At 45.1% G+C, this 21,658-nt stretch carries 19 protein-coding genes; 13 read left to right on the top strand and 6 right to left on the bottom strand.

Translation table 11 applies throughout. From position 1 onward, the window contains the following. Positions 1–219: 219 nt before the first annotated feature. Positions 220–621 (top strand): pyridoxamine 5'-phosphate oxidase family protein, encoded by a 402-nt coding sequence (locus tag AXX12_RS16320; protein WP_066245025.1) that lies wholly within the window; start codon positions 220–222, stop codon positions 619–621. Between the two features lie 84 nt (positions 622–705). On the opposite strand, the gene AXX12_RS16315 is transcribed toward AXX12_RS16320, so the two are convergent. The 3 genes from AXX12_RS16315 to AXX12_RS16305 all read right to left on the bottom strand — a co-directional run bounded on the left by AXX12_RS16315 (position 706) and on the right by AXX12_RS16305 (position 5,568). After that, positions 706–3,777: an efflux RND transporter permease subunit gene (locus tag AXX12_RS16315; RefSeq protein WP_066245023.1), complete on the bottom strand. Its 3,072-nt coding sequence runs from the start codon at positions 3,775–3,777 to the stop codon at positions 706–708. 21 nt (positions 3,778–3,798) lie between these two features. After that, positions 3,799–4,896, bottom strand: a complete 1,098-nt coding sequence (locus AXX12_RS16310; protein ID WP_066245021.1) for an efflux RND transporter periplasmic adaptor subunit — start codon at positions 4,894–4,896, stop codon at positions 3,799–3,801. A gap of 90 nt (positions 4,897–4,986) precedes the next feature. Then, a complete protein-coding gene (locus AXX12_RS16305) occupies positions 4,987–5,568 on the bottom strand; it encodes a TetR/AcrR family transcriptional regulator (RefSeq protein WP_066245018.1) in 582 nt (193 codons plus the stop codon). Between the two features lie 628 nt (positions 5,569–6,196). On the opposite strand from AXX12_RS16305, the gene AXX12_RS16300 reads away from it, so the two are divergent. The 4 genes from AXX12_RS16300 to AXX12_RS16285 all read left to right on the top strand — a co-directional run bounded on the left by AXX12_RS16300 (position 6,197) and on the right by AXX12_RS16285 (position 13,769). Next, positions 6,197–7,159 (top strand): acyl-CoA dehydratase activase, encoded by a 963-nt coding sequence (locus AXX12_RS16300; protein WP_066245015.1) that lies wholly within the window; start codon positions 6,197–6,199, stop codon positions 7,157–7,159. 29 nt (positions 7,160–7,188) lie between these two features. Then, entirely contained in the window at positions 7,189–8,094 is a 906-nt protein-coding gene (locus AXX12_RS16295) for an acyl-CoA dehydratase activase-related protein (protein ID WP_066245013.1), read from the top strand. Continuing rightward, positions 8,091–9,182 carry an acyl-CoA dehydratase activase-related protein gene (locus AXX12_RS16290; RefSeq protein WP_066245012.1) on the top strand — a complete coding sequence of 364 codons (1,092 nt, stop codon included), beginning with the start codon at positions 8,091–8,093 and terminating at the stop codon, positions 9,180–9,182. The genes AXX12_RS16295 and AXX12_RS16290 overlap by 4 nt, the downstream gene beginning before the upstream one ends. 300 nt (positions 9,183–9,482) lie before the next feature. Next, on the top strand, positions 9,483–13,769 hold the full coding sequence (locus AXX12_RS16285; RefSeq protein ID WP_066245011.1) for an acyl-CoA dehydratase activase: 4,287 nt from the start codon (positions 9,483–9,485) through the stop codon (positions 13,767–13,769). A gap of 202 nt (positions 13,770–13,971) precedes the next feature. On the opposite strand, the gene AXX12_RS16280 is transcribed toward AXX12_RS16285, so the two are convergent. Further along, positions 13,972–14,355: a DUF4363 family protein gene (locus AXX12_RS16280; RefSeq protein WP_066245009.1), complete on the bottom strand. Its 384-nt coding sequence runs from the start codon at positions 14,353–14,355 to the stop codon at positions 13,972–13,974. Continuing rightward, positions 14,328–15,041: a YetF domain-containing protein gene (locus AXX12_RS16275; RefSeq protein WP_066245007.1), complete on the bottom strand. Its 714-nt coding sequence runs from the start codon at positions 15,039–15,041 to the stop codon at positions 14,328–14,330. The genes AXX12_RS16280 and AXX12_RS16275 overlap by 28 nt, the downstream gene beginning before the upstream one ends. Positions 15,042–15,178: 137 nt before the next feature. On the opposite strand from AXX12_RS16275, the gene AXX12_RS16270 reads away from it, so the two are divergent. From AXX12_RS16270 to AXX12_RS16235, 8 genes are all read left to right on the top strand, one after another. After that, on the top strand, positions 15,179–15,385 hold the full coding sequence (locus AXX12_RS16270; protein WP_066245005.1) for a DUF1657 domain-containing protein: 207 nt from the start codon (positions 15,179–15,181) through the stop codon (positions 15,383–15,385). Positions 15,386–15,399: 14 nt separating this feature from the next. Next, entirely contained in the window at positions 15,400–16,260 is an 861-nt protein-coding gene (locus AXX12_RS16265) for a DUF421 domain-containing protein (RefSeq protein ID WP_066245003.1), read from the top strand. 12 nt (positions 16,261–16,272) lie between these two features. After that, positions 16,273–16,752 (top strand): stage V sporulation protein AC, encoded by a 480-nt coding sequence (gene spoVAC / locus AXX12_RS16260; RefSeq protein WP_066245245.1) that lies wholly within the window; start codon positions 16,273–16,275, stop codon positions 16,750–16,752. Next, a complete protein-coding gene (gene spoVAD / locus AXX12_RS16255) occupies positions 16,753–17,754 on the top strand; it encodes a stage V sporulation protein AD (RefSeq protein WP_066245001.1) in 1,002 nt (333 codons plus the stop codon). Positions 17,755–17,769: 15 nt separating this feature from the next. Continuing rightward, a complete protein-coding gene (gene spoVAE / locus AXX12_RS16250) occupies positions 17,770–18,123 on the top strand; it encodes a stage V sporulation protein AE (RefSeq protein ID WP_066244999.1) in 354 nt (117 codons plus the stop codon). Positions 18,124–18,156: 33 nt separating this feature from the next. Further along, on the top strand, positions 18,157–18,360 hold the full coding sequence (locus AXX12_RS16245) for a DUF1657 domain-containing protein (protein ID WP_066244997.1): 204 nt from the start codon (positions 18,157–18,159) through the stop codon (positions 18,358–18,360). Positions 18,361–18,589: 229 nt separating this feature from the next. Next, a complete protein-coding gene (locus tag AXX12_RS16240) occupies positions 18,590–19,468 on the top strand; it encodes an MBL fold metallo-hydrolase (protein ID WP_066244995.1) in 879 nt (292 codons plus the stop codon). A 141-nt stretch (positions 19,469–19,609) separates the two neighbouring features. Further along, the gene (locus AXX12_RS16235; protein ID WP_066244993.1) at positions 19,610–20,107 is read left to right on the top strand and encodes a DUF134 domain-containing protein; all 498 of its coding nucleotides are present in this window, start codon (positions 19,610–19,612) and stop codon (positions 20,105–20,107) included. A 279-nt stretch (positions 20,108–20,386) separates the two neighbouring features. On the opposite strand, the gene AXX12_RS16230 is transcribed toward AXX12_RS16235, so the two are convergent. Beyond that, on the bottom strand, positions 20,387–21,271 hold the full coding sequence (locus tag AXX12_RS16230) for a LysR family transcriptional regulator (protein ID WP_066244992.1): 885 nt from the start codon (positions 21,269–21,271) through the stop codon (positions 20,387–20,389). Positions 21,272–21,658 lie beyond the last annotated feature (387 nt).

The following is a 21,658-nucleotide window of genomic DNA, read 5'->3' as shown; positions in this document are numbered from 1 at the left end:
TCGAAATCTCTGATTTCGCTAAGCCGAAGACTCCCTTTAGCGGGGACCGAGCCTCGAAATCTACGATTTCGCTAAGACGAAGGCTCCCTTTTGGGGAATCGAGCTACAGCCTGTTAATCCACGACCTAAGAGGGCGGGGTGTTACAGGCTGTGTGAAGGATAAAATACAGTAAGTGGGAACACTATAGTATCTATGATTAAACACAGTGGAGGGAGATCATGAAAGACGTAATCGACTTCTTAAATGCTAACCCGCTGGGATTTCTAGCGACAATAGAAGACGGAAACCCGCGTGTTCGGCCCTGGGGCTTTATGTTGGAGAGGGATAGTCGGCTATGGTTTTGCACGGCAAATAACAAAAGTGTTTTCCATCAGCTGCGGAAAAATCCATCTATAGAGTTTTCTTCAATGACACAAAAGTTTGCGTTTGTCAGAGTAAGCGGCGAAGCTAAATTCAGTAAAGACATCGAAATGAAGCGGTACATTTTAGAAAATCGCCCAATGATAAAAGAAATCTATAAAACCCCGGACAATCCAATTTTTGAGATCTTTTATTTAGAGCATGGTAAGGCAGTGCTCTCTGATATGAGTGGTCAGCCAGCAAAGGCGTTTGAGTTCTAAGCATATAGTAAAATGCCTTCCGAGGGATTAACCCTGGGAAGGCATTTTATCTTTATTCGGGGAATAGGAGTTAGCATCCTCTTGTTAGGCTTTGCGGAAAAACTTCTTGAAACTGTATTTGCCGTTTTTCATGTCGTCCAATATCGTATACACCACCGGCACAACGACCAAGGTTAAGATGGTTGATGTGATCAATCCGCCAATAATGGCGTGCGCCATCGGCGCGCGGGCTTCCGCGCCGGGGCCGATGCCTAAGGCAAGCGGGAGCATGCCGAAAATCATCGCGGCTGTTGTCATAATGATCGGTCGCATGCGGTGCACCGCCGCGTCAACCAGAGCCTGGTTGCGCTCGACGCCTTGAGCGCGGCGCTGCTTGGCGAAGTCGATCAGCAGGATCGCGTTCTTGGTTACCAGTCCCATCAGCATGATAATGCCGATTAGCGACATGATGCTGAGCTCACTGCCCATCATCAGGAGACCGCCGATTGCACCAATGACAGACAACGGCAAAGCAAGCATGATGGACAGCGGATCGATATAGCTTTCAAATTGCGCTGCCAGCACGAAGAAGATAAACAGCACCGCAATTGTCAACGCCATAACCATGCTGCTAAACGCATCACTCATCGACTTGGCTTGGCCAGTGGCGACAAAGCCATAGCCCTCCGGCATAGTTACGGCAGCAATCTTTTGGTTAAACTCTTTATTGAATTCACCTAGCGATATTCCGCTTAAATTTGCCGAAATCGTAATCTGCTGCTGATTATCATAGCGTTTAATCTGAGCCGGGCTTGTCGCATAAACGGTATCGGTTACCTGCGATAGCGGAACCATTACCGTTTGCCCGGTTTTACTGCCTGTAGTACCAGACAGATAGACGCTATTGACGTCAGCTAAGCTGCGGCGGGAATTCGGGTCGAGAATGACCCGGACATCATAGGAGTCATCGCCTTCTTTATACTGGGTAGCAATTTTACCGTTGAACATGGTCTGCAATGTGTCGGCAATGCTTGCCGCCGAAATGCTCAGGTCAGCCGCCCGATCGCGGTTTACCACAAGCTGTGCGTCAGGATTGCCGGCTTCATAGCTCGAAGCGATGTCGACAGTTCCCGGAACACTGGCGACGGCAGCCTGGACTTGTTCGGAAATTTCGGCCAGCGTCTCCAGCTCTTGTCCCTGGATAACCAGCGACACTGGCTTACCGCTGCTCAAACCAGAATTCTTCGAGACGCTGATTTCGGCGCCGGCAATATCCCGGTAGCGTTGACGGAGGTCTTCAATAATCGCGTTATCGCTGACAGAACGCTCGCTCTTCGCTGAAAGCTGCGTAAAAATCGTGATCTCACGCGAATTTGCCACACTATAGGTCAGCTTAACTTCAGGAACAGCCTGCGCTATTTGGATCATTTCGTCAGCCATTGCGGCTGACGCCTGTACACTCATGCCTGGATCAACCGTTGCTTTAATGCTAATCTCGCTATGATCGGCATCTGGTATAAAGGTCGAGCCTAAGAACGGGATGAGTGTTAGGCTGGCAATAAACAACACTGCGGCTGTCAGCATGACTTTACGGCGATGGCTGAGCGCTTTGCGCAAGAATTCACCATACTTTGCCGTTATTTCATCAAACTTCCGGTTCCAGCTAAGCCAGGCCCGCCCCAACCGGCTGTCATCGTGGATCTCAGAATGGTTAAGATATTTCGCTGATAACATCGGCGTAAGGGTGAAGGCGACGAACAGGGAAACCAGCACACTAGCAGCTACAGTGACGCCAAATTCTTTGAAAAACTGGCCGACAATACCATTCATCATGCCGACCGGCAGGAAAACGGCGACTAAGGTGAAGGTGGTCGCCATAACGGCAAGACCAATCTCTGCGGTTCCTTCGAGTGCGGCGGTGGTCTTATCCTTGCCCATCGCCAAATGGCGGACAATATTCTCGATAACGACAATCGCGTCATCAATCAAGAGACCGACTGCCAGAGAAAGCGCTAGAAGCGACATGGTATTGAGCGTAAAACCGAGTGCTTTCATTGCCAGAAAGGACGTGATGACTGAAACGGGAATCGTTATACCGCTAATGATGGTGCTTCGCCAGTTGCCCAGAAACAGGAAGACGATGGCAACGGCTAGGAAACCACCCACGATCAGGTTAAACAGAACATCATCGACTGATTCCCGGATATTTTTCGAATTGTCCCGGACAACGACCAGATCGACTCCAGACGGCAGTTCCTTCTGGATGGAGTCTAATTGCTTCTTGACATTGTCAACCACCTGGACTGTGTTGCTGCCAGACTGTTTCATGATGTCAAGCCCCAGGGCCGGCTTGCCGTTCAGCTTGGTAACGACAGCGACGTCTTCTGTCGTGTCTTTGACAGAGGCAATATTTTTGACGTAAAGCTGAACGCCATCGCGTTGGCCGACCGGCAGATTAAGAAACTGTTGACTGGATGTCACGCTGCCCACTGCCCGCAGGTCGGTTTCCCGCTGACCGTCAGTTACTTTACCGCCAGGAGAATCAATATTCTCACTGCGCAGGTTATTTAAAACTTCCGGAATAGTGATCCCGTATGCCGACATCTGGCCGCCATCCAACTGAATTTGGATTTCCCGGTCAAGCCCGCCCTGGACATCGACTGAGGCGACGCCATTGACGGTTTTTATCCGTTTGGTCAGGATATCTTCAGCGAATATCGTCAGCTCCCGCTGACTCATATCTCCGGTAAGCGCAATCGACATGACCGGAGTATCTGAAGGATCAAACCGGGAAATGATTGGCGCTTTCGCATCGTCCGGCAATTCTGCCTGCAGGCTGCCGAGCTTGTCGCGTACATTTTGGGCTGCGGCATCTGCGTTGGTATCTGACGTAAACTGAATGACTGTTGTTGATATCCCTTCGCTGGCCGTGGACGTGACGTGCTCGACGCCGGCGACTACGTTGACTGCTTCCTCAACCTTAAGCGTGACCTTCGACTCGACTTGCTCGGGAGATGCGCCAGGGTAAACAACGGTTACCGCGACGACAGGGATTTCGACGCTCGGATATTCGTCCACATTCAAGGACATGTAACTCGCCAAGCCTAAAACGACCAGCGCCAAAATCATAACTGTAGCAAATACCGGACGCTTGATACTAATCTCAGTAAGTTTCATGACCTTCTCCTTAATTTATCTCTATTGCGCGACCCGCACAGCATCGCCGTCTTTGAGCCGGCTTGTATTCGTCGTGACAACCTGTTGTCCCGGCTCTAGGCCTGCCTTCACTGCGATGGCGGTTTCCATCATGTCGCCGATTTCAATTTGGCGGCGGACTGCTTTATCGCCTTCCAGGGTGAAGACATAATATAAACCTTGCTTTTGGACGACTGCCGATTGCGGAATGGTCAGGATTTGCGCACTTGAGCCTGTTGACAGCGCCACTTTGGCAAACATGCCTGGTTTCAGCTCGCCGGCGCTGTTGTCGATTTTAATTTTTGTCCGGAACATCCGGCTTACCGAGCCTGCTTCCGGGTTCATCACCTCTACGGTTCCAGCAAACACTGTATCTGGATAGGAGTCGACACTAACACTGGCTGTTTGGCCGATCTTCACTTTTCCTAAATCTTTCTGTTCGACATTGATTACCGCGTATACCTGATTGATATCCTGTACTACCATCAGCGCTGCTCCGGGGGAAACCACTTGACCGACGGTAGCTGTTCGATTGGCGATAACACCGTCGACAGGGGAGCTAATCACACCATAGCTGTACTGCTGCTGCGTGCTGCTTTGATTCGCCGTGGCGCTCGATAAATCGGCTTCTGCGGTTTTCAGCTTGACTTTGGCATTATCCAGCTGCTGCTCAGAAACCGCGCCCTTATCATACAGGATTTGATAACGGTTAAAGTCGTTCAGCGCCAACTCATAGCTGGCCTGCGCTTTCCGCACGCTGTCGCCAGCCTGACGGACAGAGTTTGCGAGCTCAATTGCTTCCAGCTTTATTAGCGGGTCGCCGACGTTGACTTGCTGGCCTTCCTGCACGAGAACCTGCTCAATCCGCCCGGAAATTTTAGCGCCTATTGTCGCCGAAATTTGTCCTTCGAGCGTTCCATTGAAATTCAGGCTTGGTACGATGTCCACGTATTGCGCTGCCGCGACCTTAACGCTTAGTGCAGTGTCAGCCGCTTTGGTCTGGGTTTTGTCGCCAGCCAGGACCCCGCTGCGCCAAACGATTGTAATCCCAATCAATAAAATGACGGGAATTAACCACTTTTTTGATTTCCAGTTCATCATTGAGTAAAGTCCTCCTCTATAGCAAGCGATAATGTACTTACTTGGTAAAACATACCTACCGGTCGGTATGTTGCGGTTGTGCTAATGCTGTTAAATATCCAGCATCCCTGAAACTGTTCCCATCATTCTCTGACGTACAACCGGAGACTGAAAATGACTGCCTAGTGAATTCTGCCCATTGACTAGCGAGAGGATGACGGCAGCCAGTGCGAAACTATCAAAGCCGCTCTTCAACTCCCCTTTTTCCATGGCGCGCTGAATCTTTTGCGACAAGGATTCGCATACTATCAGACTGTTTTGTTCAATTCGTTGTTTGATATCGGGAAACTTACTCATGACCTCAATCACGAAATGTGCGTAGTCAAGAGTGCAGCTTTCTGTCACCTGCAATAGATCTTTGAAATAGTTTTCTACAGACCGTTCTACTATCAGTGAGTGGAGTACAGTCTTGATCGTGTTCTGTTCACTGAAGATATCCCTGTATGTTGCTTCAAACCGGTCAACGAGGAGATGAAGCGACACATGCAGCAAATCATCTTTACTGGAGAAATAATGATAAATTCCCCCCTTAGTAATACCTACCTCATTAGCAACATCGATGAGGGAGACCGACTTGTAACCGCGCATTAAAAATAAACGCAATGCGGCGATTATGATATTCTCTTTAGTCATTTCTTCACCTTCAGCACAACGAATTTGCTTCGTACCTACCAGTCGGTATGTGGCTATTATCGCTGAAAGGCGTCTGAATGTCAACGGATAGTTGAGTCAATTAATCCAGGATTTAACAAGCATGCTTATAGAATCGCTGCGCGCCTTGCGCGAATTGTGCGGATTAGTTGAAAGTCTAGTGCTTGGAACTCAATTGCACGATATTTGCCTGGAATCGCCCTTTGCTTATACTATAATTATTAGATAAATAAATTATTGATGGCATAGGTGGAAAAGGTGGTAACGCGTATTTACTACTGGAAGTAGAAGAAACAGCGTTAATTGATGCGCCTTGCCATATTGCGCGTCTAGTTTTATCAGTAACATCGATTTAATCGCGATTAGAACGATTAGAATGACAATGGTGCAAATTGTAAATACGCTAAATGAAAGACCAGGGAACCGTTATACACTGCGGTTCCTGGTCTTTTATACTGGTTGCACGAAAGACGTTCAATTACGGAAGGTAAGGTGATTATACGGGGATTGTTTTAGAGACTCCTCGAGATTCCTTAATATTCGCGGCAACTGTATTAATTTATCCGATAGATGGAATACTTGGAGTATCGGGGTTAAAGGAGGCATATTCATGCACGTCTTATTAGGTATTGACGTGGGGTCAGTAAGTATCAACATTGCTGCTCTTGACGAATTTAAAAAAGTAATTGATACGTTATATATACGTACCCAAGGGAATCCAATTAAAGCAGTGCAAAACGGTTTGCGCCTTATTCGAGAGCGGAATCCAGATATAAAGGTAAAGGGGGTTGGCACTACTGGAAGCGGTCGTAATCTGATGGGTGTAATAGTAGGAGCGGACAGCGTTAAGAATGAAATCACTGCCCATGCGGTGGCTGCTATGCATACTACGCCTGAAGTACAAACAGTATTAGAAATTGGTGGACAAGACTCTAAAATTATCATCCTCCGCGATGGCGTAGTCATTGATTTTGCTATGAACACCGTCTGCGCCGCTGGTACCGGGTCGTTTTTGGACCAGCAAGCTGCCCGTCTTAATATCTCTATTGAAGATTTCGGCGATATCGCGTTACAGTCACAGACTCCAGTCCGAATTGCAGGCCGTTGTGCGGTGTTTGCTGAATCTGACATGATTCATAAGCAGCAGACCGGACACAGCATTCCAGATATTCTCAACGGGTTGTGTCACGCTTTATCACGGAACTACCTCAATAATGTCGGTAAAGGTAAAAAAATTCAAAGCCCCGTTCTTTTTCAAGGCGGAGTAGCGGCTAACAAAGGCATGCAAAGAGCTTTCGAAGAAGCATTGGGGTGTCCGATTGTTATTCCAGCTTACCACGATGTTATGGGAGCGATTGGCGCGGCTTTGTTGGCAGGAGAACAAGTTAGTCAGAGAAACCACACTAATTTTCGGGGGTTCGATGTGGTCGATTTGACATATGTGCCTAATAGTTTTGAGTGTAATGGTTGCGCCAATATGTGTGAAGTTATTGACCTTAAGGTAAACGATAGGACGGTAGCTCGCTGGGGTGACCAGTGCGGAAAATGGAGTAATAGTATAGTCGTTGCCTAGAGCAGGAGAGAAGAGAAGGTTGATGTATTTTGTCAGTTCGAATTGGACTACCACGAGGCCTGTTATATTATCAGTATGGAACAGTTTGGGAGAAATTTCTGCATGAGCTCGGGGCAGAGGTAGTAATTTCTGGCGATACTACGAAAGCAACATTAGATCATGGGAGCGTGTTAGATGAGGTCTGTTTGCCGGTTAAAGTATACTTCGGACATGTATGTGATTTATATAAGGAAGTCGATTATTTGTTTTCACCACGGTTGATTAGCGTTTCAGCAAGGCAATATACTTGTCCGAAAATAATTGGCATGACAGATATGCTGCGCAGCAATTTCAAGAAACTCCCGCCAATTATCGATACAAACGTAAATCTACGCCAAAATCAATACAGTCTTTATCAGGCGATAGTTAGCCTAGGCCGTACCTTAGGGAGAGGTCCAATTCCCAGTCTATATGCATGGTATTCCGCATCTAAGTACCAGAAACAGCAGAGGATTTCATACAAGGATGAACCTGACCAGCAACGTATTGGGCTGATCGGCCATCCATACATTCTCAATGATCGTCAGATTAGCATGAATGTTATTAACAAACTGCGCAAATTTGGTTGTGTTGTTGAAACACCTGAGGATGTAAGCTGTCATCAGTCTACTGCTGCCGTTAAAGATTGGAAAAGAATATTTTGGTCCTCATCTCATCATATGGCAGGGGCCGCATTAGTCTTAATGCAGCGGCCAAGGCCAGTTGATGGGATAATATTTATTACTTCTTTTTCATGCGGGCCTGACACCTTAATTGGCGAACTGATTAATCGGCGCGCCCAATCGCTCAATATTCCTTTTATGCTGTTAACAATAGATGAACACACCGCTGAAGCGGGTTTTATCACAAGGCTGGAGGCTTTTACCGACATGCTGAGCCGGAGGAAGAAACCATGATTATTTCCTTTCCCCATATGGGGAATTTAAGTGTTGTATTGAAGACGCTATTTTCTGGCCTTGGTTGTGAAGTATTAACACCTCCACCCATTTCCAAAAGATCAATAGAGCTAGGTATCAAATACTCCCCAGAGGCGGTATGTCTGCCATTTAAAATTACCTTAGGGAATTATATTGAAGCTCTCGATCAGGGTGCAAATACAATTGTTACTTGTGGTGGGGTTGGCCCCTGCCGGTTGGGCTACTATGCGGAAGTACAAAGATGTATTCTCCAGGAACTTGGCTACCAATTCGAAATGATTGTTATTGAACCAAATCTTGCTAGTGTTTGGAAGAATCTGCGAAGGGTTGCTCCTAAGCATAGCTTGCGGGAGATTTACTCTACGATGCGCTTGGTTTTGGCAAAAATGAATGCCCTCGACAACGTTCAGCGAAAGGTGCAGATTATACGTCCACGTGAAATGAAGAAAGGCGAGTCAGACGTGCTATGGAATAATGCTATTGGTGAGATCGATGATGCTAGCACCATGGTTACATTAAGAAATGCATGGCATGGCGCAGAACGTAATCTAGACACGGTTAAACTGAAATCTAGTATTAGGCCGCTACGAATTGGTGTTGTTGGGGAAATCTTTGTCATGCTTGAGCCTTCTATTAACCTGGATTTAGCTAGGCGTTTAGGACACATGGGTGTAGAGGTAGATACCACGATGTATTTAAGTGACTACGTTAACGGACATCTGTTCCGAAAGAGTAAGTACCTTGAAATGTATAAGCGCCTTGCTAACCTAGCACAACCATATCTTGGCCATTACGTTGGCGGTCATGCTCTAAAAAGTATTGCCCACACAATCAGTATGAGACAAGAAAACTATGATGGTATCATTCATGTATTTCCATTCACCTGTATGCCTGAAGTTGTTGCGAAAAATATATTGCCTAAAGTTAGTGAAGATACTGGTATCCCCATATTGTCTATTGCCTTTGATGAACAATCTGGGGAAGCCGGGCTGGTAACTAGGTTAGAAGCTTTTGTCGACTTATTGCAATACCGCCGTTTGCGAAATGCTAGTGAGTGGGATTGCTAAACGAGGTACAGCATCTTACTCTAATGTTGGTGCAACCGGAAGTCCCCACAAATTGGATTTGAAGTATGAGAATCAAACACGATTAGACTGAAATAATAACTGTAGCGTGCCATCTTCTCCTCACGGTATGATTCGACAGCTTTAAGAAGCAATGTAGCAGGCACACCCGGTTATGCAAAGCACTAGGACCAGGAAGGAACAGTTGTCCGTAATTCAGCAGCATGAAGTATGCTTTTGGTCGGTCAAGCTAAGTCCTGGGCAGATGTCCAGGACTTTCATCATGAGGACGGAGGAAGATTAATGAAGGCAACAGGCTTTTGTATAGGTGCGTCCCGTGTCGGTTGGGTAACGTTAGAGAAGACATCAAGAGGGAATATCCGACTCATTAAGGGAATGACGGAAGAACACTACGGCAAAGTACAACAGTTCTTTGAGCGCTTTTTAGTCAGCGACGACATCGCTAGTCTGGGAAAAGTCGCCGTGACTGGACGCAAGTATAAGGATGATGTGGGTCTGACAACTATCTCCGAACCCGAAGCAGTTGAGGTTGCCTATAACTTTCTTTCACCCCAATATCCTAATTGCGACACCATTTTATCGGCAGGCGGGGAAACGTTTCTTGCATATAAGCTCGACCGGGGCCGAATTATCGATATTGTTACAGGAAACAAATGTGCATCAGGAACAGGCGAATTCTTTTTACAACAGATTAATCGCATGGACCTTACACTATTTGATGCGATGAACATTGCAGATTTTCAAAACCCGAGAAAAATTGCCGGAAGGTGCTCTGTGTTTTGCAAAAGCGATTGCACCCACGCTCTTAATAAAGGGGAACCCAAGGGGCAAATCGTCGCAGGTCTTTGCCAGATGATGGCGGACAAGATTTATGAACTGGCAGAGAAATGCCAGGCCCAGAGAATGCTTCTCATAGGCGGCACGTCAAGTAATAATCACATGGTCGGCTATTTGAATCAAATGCTCAAAGGCAGTCAGGAACTATACGTTCCCTCGGAAGCCATCTATTTTGAGGCTCTGGGTTCAGCACTCTGGTGCCTTAACAATGAGACCGAGGTTATCAATGATGGCAGAGTCTTTTTTCCTAGTTCCACTAAAAGGCAGTCTTTTTCGACACTGCCTACACTGAGCATTAATACAGGAAACGTAGTGTTTAAGGAATGCATCTCCGGTGTACCTCGGTATAAGGATAAGTGCATCGTCGGGCTCGATGTGGGTTCTACGACAACCAAAGCAATTGTGATGCGTCAGGAAGATAACGCCATTCTCGCGTCTGTCTATTTGCGCACCAAGGGGGATCCTGTAGCTGCGTCGCAAGCTTGTTACAAGGCGCTCAGTAAGCAAATAACAGTACCAGTTACCATTGTAGGTCTAGGAGTTACAGGCTCGGGAAGGCAGATTAGCGGTCTTCACGCTCAGACCGAAGGTGTAATCAATGAAATCATCGCCCATGCAACCGGGGCTTTGTACTTTGACCCTGAAGTAGACACGATCTTTGAAATCGGCGGACAGGATGCGAAGTATACGTATATTAGTCAAGCCGTACCCCTCGATTATGCCATGAATGAAGCCTGTTCTGCAGGGACGGGTTCGTTCCTTGAGGAAGCGGCGAAAGAAACGCTCGGTATTAGCACAGAGGAAATCGCCGATATAGCACTCCGAAGCACTCAACCATTGAATTTTAGTGACCAATGTTCGGCGTTTATCAGTAGCGACATAAAGACAGCAATTCAAGAGGGATTACCAAGTGAAGACATCGTTGCCGGGCTTGTATATTCAGTCTGTCAAAACTACATGAACCGTGTAAAAGGCAATCGACCGGTCGGCAAAAAAGTCTTCATGCAAGGTGGGGTCTGCTATAACAAGGCTGTACCAACCGCAATGGCAACATTGCTTGGAAAAGAGATTGTCGTCCCGCCGCAGCCTGGCTTGATGGGAGCCTTTGGTGTAGCTTTGGAAATCAGGAATCGGCTTCAAGCCGGGATTATGCAAGAACAGATGTTTGATTTAAGAGAACTGTCTCGAAAGGAAATGAAATGCCAGTCAACTTTTATTTGCAATGGCGGCTCAGAACAGTGCGACAGAAAATGCGCCATTAGCCTGTTCGAAATGAACAGCAAGAGTTATCCTTTTGGCGGAGCTTGCAACAAATACGCCAATCTGAGAAAGAAGGGCGCACCCGACAAGGGGGAAGATTTTGTCGCAATACGAGAGTCGATGGTATTTCCGCCGCATTCGTCGCAGGTTCATATACCGAAAGAACGAGGTTCCCGCGGTACAGTAGGTATGGTAAAATCCTTGCTGATAAATTCACTTTATCCACTCTATTCAAATTTCTTCAGTCAGCTAGGCTATGATATCGTTCTATCGGAGACCCCAAACAAAGAGGGCATGAAAATGACCGGAGCATCATTCTGCTACCCAGTAGAAATGAGCCACGGGTTATTAGCCAATTTGTTATCCCAAAAAGTAGATTATATCTTTCTTCCCCATGTATCTGGCGTGCCTGTGGAGAACGGCATAGATTCAAGTGTTACCTGTCCGCTTGTTCAAGGAGAGCCCTACTACTTAAAGTCCGCTTTTTCTGAACTTGAAGGTAAGCGGGTTTTGACCCCGGTTTTAGACTTCTCGAAAGGATATGATTCGTTAGGTAAGGATTTTGTCAGTATTGGCAGTTCATTAGGGGTTCGCGCGAAAGATAGCATGCGGGCATATAAGACTGCGGTTGAAAGTCAAGGACGATATATTGCCGAAGCGAAACAATTAGGGCAAAAGGCAATCGAGACACTCATAAAGGCTCCAAGCCGTTTAGGGGTAGTCATCTTTGGAAGACCGTATAACGCGTTATCCAAGGTGGCTAACATGGGCGCCCCCCGCAAATTCGCATCGAGAGGTCATCTTGTTATCCCATGGGACTTCCTGCCCTTCGAGCAAGAGAAGCCTGCCCTAAAGATGTACTGGGGAATGGGACAGATGTTGTTGAAGACGGCAAAGTATATTAAATCCTCAGATCAACTTTTCGGGGTATTCATTACGAATTTCGGCTGTGGGCCGGACGCGTTTATTATCTCGCAACTCCGTGAGATTATGGGTGATAAGCCTTTACTGATACTAGAGTTAGACAGCCATACGGCAGATGCGGGAGTAGAAACGAGAATAGAGGCTTTTCTTGATATCGTCCAGAGATACCGGGCATCCCACAACCAGACTACTGTACAACCTGAACCACAGTACCGGCAGGCTGTTGGCTACGTCGCAAGCAAGAAATATTACATCACTGACTCCGCAGGAAAGTCACACAGACTCAATGATGATTCCGTTGAGATAGTCGTTCCCTCAATGGGGGCGATTGGTTCGCGGTTACTTGCAGCGAGTTTTCAGTACGCTGGTTATAACGCGACTTACCTCGAACCTGCTACATCAACCGATTTAGCGACTGGACGCTCTAACGCAACTTGTAAGGAGTGTCTGCCATACATTATTGTCTGCGGAAGCATCTTGAATGATATAGCAAGGCGGCAAAAGGAAGACCCGAATAAAGTTCTAGTGTATTTTATGGCAGACAGTTCTGGACCCTGTCGGTTCGGACAATATCACGTCCAATTAGAGCAATGCATTCGTCAAAAGCAAATTAAAAATGTAGCCATCCTAACGCTTACATCAGATAACGGTTACAGCGGTTTGGATTCGAGATTCTTTTTCCGGGCTTGGCAGGCGATCGTCATTTCCGATGTGATGATGGAAGCGGAGAATACTCTCTTGGCGCTTGCCAAAGACAAGAAACATGCGGCGGATGTCATGAAAACGGCTAGTGATATGGTTTTTGACTCGGTGGCGACTATGCCATGGCGGAGTCTTAGACAGACGCTGACCTCAGTTGCAGAACTTTTTAGAGACATTCCCCTTGTAAAGAGTAAAGATGAGGTTCCGAAGGTTTCTTTACTTGGAGAGATATTTGTTCGCAACGATGAATTTTCTCGGCAAAACCTGATTCGCTGGTTCAGTGATAGCGGAATCATGGTAAAGATCGCGCCAAATGAGGAGTTCATCTATTTCTGTGATTTTCTGCTCCAAAATTCACTATATCATGTAACATTGCCTTTTGCTCAGAAAGCAGAATTGTTTTTAGCAGGCATAGCTAAACGTTATGCGGAGCGAAGTATAAAGAACGTTTTTGCGCAATCTGGACTTGTAGAGAATGAGCTAATCAACATAAGACATACGGTTGGGATAAGTGAAAGTGTGCTTTCTCCGCGGTTTACGGCTGGAGAATCTGTTCTTACAGTTGGGAGTGCGTTAGAGCAGAATGGCAAAGTGGATGGAATCATTTCCATCGGTCCTTTCGGCTGTTTGGCATGCCGAGTATCGGATGCAATACTGAGTAGCACATTGCGTCAGAAATCGGGCGAAGATTGGCGCAGTCTAGTCCCTGCACCGTCTAGGGAAAATACTCCTTATATGGGATTAGAGACTGACGGCAATCCACATTCTATGCTGACTGAGGCGAAACTGGAGATGTTCAGCGCGCAGGTTCGCAAGCACTTCGATAACGCAAATAAAAGCGAATAGCTTCAAGCACAAGAAAAGGGGCATAGAAAAACCGCCTGCCGGGCGGTGGATGGCCTATAACTGATTTCTTATTAGAGGGAGAGCCGCATCCGCGAAGTCGTGTCTAAACGATTCACCTCAGAGTAAACCATGATAAGTCGGCTGCGGCTCCTAATATAGGATTAACTGCGCAATGGAGATTTATAGCCGGATTATTAGCCTATCAGAGTGACCCTATATTTCTCCACGTACTCTCAACTAGAAGAATAGACGCCAGTGCATTTGATTTATCCTTTGTATAAAGATACGCGTCTAATTGCTCGAAACCGTCTTCTATATCTTTTATATAGTCATGATCTATGTCCACTTGCATAAGTGGTTTTATTTTTTTCCATGCTTTTTTTGCGTCTTCGAGATTTGTTTCTGCATTAGACCAATCTTCACTTCGGATGCTAGTTTCAACTTGCATTAAATATTTTGAAAAGCCGGTGCGGTTATCAAGTGGCTTTGTTATTAACGCACAGGACGCAGTAAACAATACACTGCCAACCAAAAAAATAGAAATAACGCTTCGTTTGATTAGTCCTTTGTTTGTATTATATAACATGATTTGTCTCCTTGTAGATCAACATATAGATTTCCCTTAGTGTCCAGTTGTGCCAATGAAACCTCATTTACATCACTAATATTTTGTTTCTCTAATTGATGATGTAGCCAGGCTTTGGTCAGGTTGAGAGAGCGAAGAGAATCTTTCAATAAAACACCATCTATAATCAGGTTTATCGGAAGCCCGTCATATTGCGGTGAGATATTCAGATCGCCAGGCGTAACGGGTTGTTTTTGAAATTTTTTCTGTACACTAATCTTGCCCCCCGGTTCAAACAAAGCAGACTGGACATCTGATATATTGAATACTCCCATGGTTCGAAGTTCAGACAAGAGATGCTCGATGGGAATGCGAATTTGGTTTAAATTATTTTCAAGAATTTTTCCGTTTTCAATCACAACTGTAGGTTCACCATCTACTAGATTACGAAGCTTTACATTATGCATGCTTAAGTAGGCCAGTAATATTGCTAGTACTGCCCAAGTAGCTAACCCTGCCAATGTAGACATGAGACTTTCATTCACCTGTACTGACAAGGTAGAGGCGATAGAGCCAATGGTGATACCAACGACGTAGTCAAAAAATGTTAACTGAGCAACCTGCTGTTTACCCATGAGCCGCACAAGCACCAATAAAATAAAAAACGAAATGATTGATCGTATTATCACTACGAGTGTAATTGGCAATTACTCGGCCTCCCCGCTCCTTGTTTACCCCAACTTTTGCTAGTAGTTTCGACAGGCCGGTAGTTCATTATTCATGATTGTTCTGCATTAAATCCGAAACTGGAGCAATAATAATAAGCGGGAAGGAGGGAATCTGGATGACAGTTGCTTCTCAGGTCAAGAAAACGCTAGCCACTTTAAAAGGCAATCAGGGCACTTTACGATTATACGAAATGCAGACAAGGGATGAAGAAACCAGGTTAATATACAATGAGGCGCTGGAAGCTACAGGAATAATAATAGACGATCTGGAGAAAAGACTGCAGATTTTAGAACAGCAGGAGCCACAATATAAAGGCAACTAGTCAGGAGATAGACAATGCAGGAATGGATTGAAATAGTACTTAGATCGACTTCTTTATTTATTATAGTGCTACTCGCAACTAGACTAATGGGAAAAAGAAATATCGTCCGAATAACGCCTTTTCGCTTTGTAAGTTATATCGTCACTGCAGTGATTGCTGCATTACTCTCTGTAAATCTAATTACGAATTTTGCTTTCGGGTTGCTTGCACTAAGTGTTTGGGTACTGCTTCCTATTGCATTAGATTATTTATCGCTAAAAAGCAAGATGATTCATGACCTGATTAATGGGAAGGAAACCGTCTTAATCAAGCATGGGAAAATTATGGAACAGAGTCTTCTTCAAACACGGTTAACAGGGGAAGAGCTACTGCGAGAGCTTCGCTCGAAAAATGCATTTAATCTAGCAGATGTAGAATTTGCTGTAATGGAAGATACAGGAGACATTAATGTATTGATGAAATCCCACAAACAGCCTGTATCCTCCTATGCTTTAGGAAAGAAAGTAGCGCCACAGGCGGAACCACAGACAATTATTCTTGATGGTACCATATTAAACGAGCCCCTGTTTTCTTTGGGGTTAAATAAAGAATGGCTAGGGATACAGTTAGAAAGCACGGGTGTCTCGCTGGATAATGTCTTTATTGGACAGGTGGATTCGTCTGGGGATTTGTATTTGGACCTTTTTGATGACTCTGTAGAACTGCCACAACCTAAGGTTAAGGAAATGCTTTATGCAAATTTTGAGAAAGCTCAAGCTGACCTCATGAGCTTTGCGCTGGAAACACAGAATGAAACAGCTAAGAAAATGTATTTTCAACATGCCGAAACAGTAAAGAAACTTACGGAAAAGCTTAAACCATACTTATTGCGATAGAAGGTGATTCGGCTGTCAAGTAGTAAGAGGAAGAATTTAAATCCGGTACAGCAGCAGTACCAAGACTTTGCTCGTGCTAGGGAACCGCAGCGTCCTATAGTAGCCAATTGCATTCGGGCTTTTATTGCAGGAGGCATTATCTGTACCATTGGCCAGGGAATACAGCTGTTTTTCATGACCTATTTCAACTTTGATGAAAAGACAGCGGGAGATCCTACGGTTGCGGTTATCATTCTGATTTCAGTGATACTTACCAACCTAGGTATCTATGATCATATTGCGCAATGGGGCGGCGCCGGTACGGCCGTTCCGGTTACAGGATTCGCCAATACCATCGCTTCAGCTTCGCTTGACCACAAAAGTGAAGGTTTTGTACTAGGCGTCGGCGGCAACATGTTCAAGATCGCTGGGCCGGTTATTGTATATGGCGTGTTCTCCGCTTTTGTAGTTGCTATTGCAAGTGTACTTATTCAGTCGTTAGGTGGTATGTAAATGCTGCAAGGTCATCAAACTTGGCTGTTTGAATCTAAACCCGTTATCATTGGTTCTGCGGCAATCGGCGGACCTTTCGAGGCTCAGGGAAACCTGGCAAAGGACTTCGACCTGCTTCATGACGATATATGGCTTGGTCAGGATAGCTATGAAAAAGCGGAGAAGAAGCTCTTAGAACAGGCTTGTGAGACTGCGATTAAAAAAGCTGGACTCAAAAAAGAGGATGTCCAGTTTTTCCTCAGCGGCGATCTAATAAACCAGATTATCCCCAGCAGCTTTACTGCGCGTACATTGTCGGTTCCATTCTTAGGCATTTATGGAGCATGCTCCAGTTCGATAGAAGGTCTTTCTTTAGCCTCCCTTATTGTTAATAGTAAATTTGCTGAGAATGCATTGGTGGGAACCTCCAGTCATAACGCAGCTAGTGAAAAACAATACAGATATCCTACCGAATATGGCGCCCAAAAACCGCCAACTGCACAGTGGACTGTCACAGGTGCAGGCGCTGCGGTTGTTGCTCAGCAAGGAGAGGGACCGCATGTAGTCGCTTCAACTATTGGACGCGTAATTGACATGGGGCTTTCTGACCCCTTTAATATGGGGGCAGCCATGGCTCCGGCTGCAGTTGATACGATAGAAGCCCATTTTAGAGATTTGAACATCGCCCCATCTTATTATGACCTGATTGCGACTGGAGATTTAGGCAAGGTAGGTCACCGCATCGCCGGCGATCTGCTTACAAAGCATGGACTTACTATCCCGGTAGAGAAATTGACGGATTGCGGGATTCTGATGTATAAAGAAAACCAACCCGTTTTCGCAGGAGCAAGTGGCTGCGCTTGTGTTGCCACAACTACCTTTGGACATTTGCTAAATCGTATGCGAAGAGGAGAACTAAATCGAATGCTCATCATCGCTACCGGCGCTTTGCTCTCTCCCATGTCGTACCAGCAAAAGGAAACCATACCGTGTGTCGCCCATGCGGTGGCAATAGAGAGGTAATAAGGAGGCTTACGTTTGGATAAGTTCATATGGGCATTTATTGTTGGTGGAACTATATGCGTAATCGGCCAACTCCTCATGGATGGGCTAAAACTAACGCCTGCCCATACGATGGTTACGCTAGTCGTGTCTGGAGCAATTTTAGGAGGACTTGGTTTATACGATCCGTTAGTTAAGTTTGCTGGTGCTGGCGCCTCAGTTCCGATAAGCAGCTTTGGCAACCAATTGGTAAAGGGCGCTCTCCAGGAGGCGGAAAGGACCGGGCTGGTTGGGGTGTTAACCGGTATTTTTAAAATCACCAGTGCAGGCATCTCCGCAGCGATTATTTTCGGATTTTTATCAGCCTTGCTATTTAAGCCAAAAGGTTAAATCTGTAGAGCACTGTGAAGGAGGTGAAAAAGTATGACAGTAGGTACTCAAATGACCCAGGCTATCGCAACTGTGCAGAATGCTGCAGCCACGATGAAGACGTTTTCATTGGAGACTCAGGATCAGCAGGCAAAGCAAACATTTCAGCAATTAGCAAGCACTCTTGACGATGCAGTTGTTACACTACAGAAACGAGAAAAGTACGTTCAAAAGCAGGAACCTCAATACAAACAGTAATAAAGCATAGGATGATCCTCATTGGGAAGACGACCTTAGGTGATTTAAGGTCGTCTTCCCCAATTTGTACGGATTAATTGAAGTTGCTCAATTATTTGCCAGAACTCCGAACTCTAGTGTATACTTTTTTAAATAGGAATGCTGGGTAAAAAACGAACTAGACTGTATAGGTTGAATTTCCGCATGAGATTGGTCGAAATTTATCTGCAGTAAGTAAAGGTGATTTTAAATGGACAAAATTGTGGATGTCACAGGCGGAAAAGGCGGTAGCGCTTATTTACTACTGGGAGAGGAAAAAACTGCGTTAGTTGATTGCGGCATGGCATATTGCGCGTCTACTCTTATCAGTAACATCAAGCAAGCGCTCAATAACAAGATATTAAATTACATCCTGATCAGCCATTCTCATTATGACCATATTGGCGCTATACCTTATATAAAAGAAGAATGGCCTGCTAGCCAGGTACTAGGCGCGGAGCATGCTAAACGAACTTTTACTAGGCCAAACGCGTTAATCGCGATTAGAAGACTTAGTGAGGAAGCTGCAAAAATTTATGGCGCCGATGATATAAAAAAATATGATGATGAGTTATTGAAAGTGGATACGATCATTCGTGATGGAGATATCGTGGATCTGGGCGGCGTCAGCGTAAAAGTGATAGAAACGCCAGGTCATACAAAGTGTTCATTATCCTTTTGGGTGAATAATGAAACCCTGTTTCCCAGCGAATCGACTGGATATATGAGCCAGTCCGGCAAGATTTACCCTTCTTTTATCACCAGCTACTCTGATGCAATGGACTCGATCCATAAATGTGAAAAGCTCAATCCACGATTCATCATTTCACCTCATTTTGGCCTAGTAAATAAAAGTGATACAAATGACTATTGGAAAAACTGTATCCTGGCCATGGAAGAAACCAAAGAGTTTATTCTTCGCTTAGCTGAACAGGGATATGACGAAGAAGAGATTTTTATCGAGTATGAGAAGACATTTCGTGATGAGTATAGCCGGTCGGAACAGCCGTTTAATGCCTTTAAACTGAACATACAGCCGATGATAAAAACGATACTAAATACCTGGTTAATTCAACAGAAGGTAATTTAGCCACTATGCGGCAACTCATATCCTAACTTTTGGGGTATGAGTTGCCGCTCTTTGTTTTTTCTAGGCAAGATAATTATTGTACTTTTCCACTCCTTGGTATATACTATAAATGGGCATATGCTCATTTGGGGAGGTGGATACATGCCAAGACGACGTTGTTGCGGTTTAGTAGAGCAGGAACCTTTCCATCGCCGGTTTAGTCCAGAAGAGGCGAAGGATACGATGGTAGTAACCTTACGGGTTGAAGAATTGGAAGCCGTAAGGTTGAAAGACTTGACTAACATGGATCAGGCTGCGTGTGCCATGACGATGGGAGTATCCCGTGCCACCTTCCAAAGAATCCTCGCAGCGGCCAGACAAACGATTGCATCCGCTTTGATCGAGGGGAAAACCATTATCATCAAGGGAGGTACATATATGGTAAAGAATCGGCGGTTTGAATGTCAGGAATGTGCTCATGTCTGGGAAGTCGAACCTTGCAGTGAAGGCGGTAAGCATGGTTATGAAATTGCCTGTCCGAAGTGCGGCAGCATGAAAAAAATGAAGATCAACGACGACGGACAAAAACAAGCTTGTGGTGGTAGGCATCATGGTCACGAGCATGGGGACGGACACAGTGGCGGTTGCTGCGGTCATTGATAGCGTAATCTCAAGAGAGTTATAAACATACTAGAGAGTTTTGCGATAGATTCGCAAGGCTCTTTTTTAGGAGTATAGTTTGTAATAACCGACGTGGCAGGCCTCGGAACTTTTATAACGTTTTGCATTAGCCAATCGATCTGCTTCTTGATCTAGTGGCTATTTAAGGTTTCTTCCACTGTGTTTTTTACCAAATTACCAAGATGGTCTTTCAATAAAGGGGCGCCTCAATAGGTTTTAAAAACCTATTGAGGCGCCCCTTTAGTCTGAGGATATCGCTCATTCTTTATTTAATACTGAAGCAAGATATGAATCTAATATCCCGATACCTTCTGCAACGCTTGCGTTAAGATATTTTGATTGGATTTTGTAACAAATCCGTTCCGGTGGTGGGTCTTCCAGTCGATAGTATGAATAAGAACCCATGGATACCAGTTTTTGAGCAATGCACATTGGAACAATGGACCAGTTTCCGACTTTGTTCAGCAATAATAGCAACAACTGTGTTGTGTCTACTTGTAAAGACGGATATCCTTTTTCCCCTTTCCAACATTGATACCATGTATGAAATGCTGTATCTCCGACAAAAAAGATTTCGCCTGCAGGGTCTAAACTTTCTGGATCTATAAATTCATCGCACTTGTTAGGTGACTTTTCTTTGCGTAAAACAACTCTGCGCTCCGTATAAATTTTTTGAACAGTAATATTTCGCATCGGTAAGTCCAGTAGAGTGAATCCAACATCAATCTCACCGCGATCTACTTGTAAATATAGTTCCGTTGAATTATGAGTTTTAAGATTAAGGTTAATTTTCGGCATATGTTCACACAATGCTTGATACAAAGGAGGAAAAATAAATGTATGAAACGTATCGACGGCACCGATGGATAGAGACAAATTATTAGTTTGAGATTGAAGCCGTTTTGTATCCTGAACAAGATTTTCCCATCTCTTCGCGATAAGTAAAAACTGCTTCCCGTAATCGGTTAAAACCAGGGATTTGCCCCCTCGCCCACGCTGAATTAAACTCATCCCTACTTCTCGCTCAAGTTCAAAAAGTCGATGGCTAAGGGTGGACTGAGATATAAATAGAGCTTTTGCAGCTTCAGTTAAATTACCATGACGTAGAATGGCAAGAAACGCTTCAATCTCTATCGTATTCATGTGTCCCTCCAATATCGTAATTATTAATATTTTAATATGAAAAAACTAAAATAACAATATTATAGTGCTTGCTAGGGATGTATAGCAGGCTGTTACGCACCAAATGCGACACAGCAAAACGCCGGGGAAAATTAATCCCTGGCTTTGCTGGTTCATAAAAAGGAAGGGAAAAACAGTATCGCTTGTTTAGCGACATAGGACAAAGAGCCGCCTCAAATAGGTTTTAATACAAAAAGTTCAATTTTATAAATAATCGAAAAAGTTGATAATTCAAACCCTAATAATCAATTTTACTTTTAATACAGGCTTATTTATAATCGAAATTGCAGTGGGTAGGGCTCCGCCTATACGGGCAGGATAGCACCTATTATTAAAAATTAATTTGAC

This window comes from Anaerosporomusa subterranea, assembly GCF_001611555.1.
Lineage (GTDB): Bacteria > Bacillota > Negativicutes > Sporomusales > Acetonemataceae > Anaerosporomusa > Anaerosporomusa subterranea.
The sequence above is the reverse complement of the archived record's forward strand: the minus strand, read 5'-3'. Positions and strand labels throughout refer to the sequence as shown.

Excerpts from the sequence above, each read along its gene's own strand:
- AXX12_RS16285 (WP_066245011.1), top strand. The coding sequence starts at position 9,483 with ATGAAGGCAACAGGCTTTTGTATAGGTGCGTCCCGTGTCGGTTGGGTA.
- AXX12_RS16270 (WP_066245005.1), top strand. The coding sequence starts at position 15,179 with ATGACAGTTGCTTCTCAGGTCAAGAAAACGCTAGCCACTTTAAAAGGC.
- AXX12_RS16265 (WP_066245003.1), top strand. The coding sequence starts at position 15,400 with ATGCAGGAATGGATTGAAATAGTACTTAGATCGACTTCTTTATTTATT.
- AXX12_RS16235 (WP_066244993.1), top strand. The coding sequence starts at position 19,610 with ATGCCAAGACGACGTTGTTGCGGTTTAGTAGAGCAGGAACCTTTCCAT.
- AXX12_RS16280 (WP_066245009.1), bottom strand. The coding sequence starts at position 14,355 with ATGTTATATAATACAAACAAAGGACTAATCAAACGAAGCGTTATTTCT.
- spoVAD (WP_066245001.1), top strand. The coding sequence starts at position 16,753 with ATGCTGCAAGGTCATCAAACTTGGCTGTTTGAATCTAAACCCGTTATC.
- AXX12_RS16240 (WP_066244995.1), top strand. The coding sequence starts at position 18,590 with ATGGACAAAATTGTGGATGTCACAGGCGGAAAAGGCGGTAGCGCTTAT.
- AXX12_RS16310 (WP_066245021.1), bottom strand. The coding sequence starts at position 4,896 with ATGATGAACTGGAAATCAAAAAAGTGGTTAATTCCCGTCATTTTATTG.
- AXX12_RS16290 (WP_066245012.1), top strand. The coding sequence starts at position 8,091 with ATGATTATTTCCTTTCCCCATATGGGGAATTTAAGTGTTGTATTGAAG.
- AXX12_RS16305 (WP_066245018.1), bottom strand. The coding sequence starts at position 5,568 with ATGACTAAAGAGAATATCATAATCGCCGCATTGCGTTTATTTTTAATG.
- AXX12_RS16300 (WP_066245015.1), top strand. The coding sequence starts at position 6,197 with ATGCACGTCTTATTAGGTATTGACGTGGGGTCAGTAAGTATCAACATT.
- AXX12_RS16320 (WP_066245025.1), top strand. The coding sequence starts at position 220 with ATGAAAGACGTAATCGACTTCTTAAATGCTAACCCGCTGGGATTTCTA.
- AXX12_RS16245 (WP_066244997.1), top strand. The coding sequence starts at position 18,157 with ATGACAGTAGGTACTCAAATGACCCAGGCTATCGCAACTGTGCAGAAT.
- AXX12_RS16230 (WP_066244992.1), bottom strand. The coding sequence starts at position 21,271 with ATGAATACGATAGAGATTGAAGCGTTTCTTGCCATTCTACGTCATGGT.
- AXX12_RS16315 (WP_066245023.1), bottom strand. The coding sequence starts at position 3,777 with ATGAAACTTACTGAGATTAGTATCAAGCGTCCGGTATTTGCTACAGTT.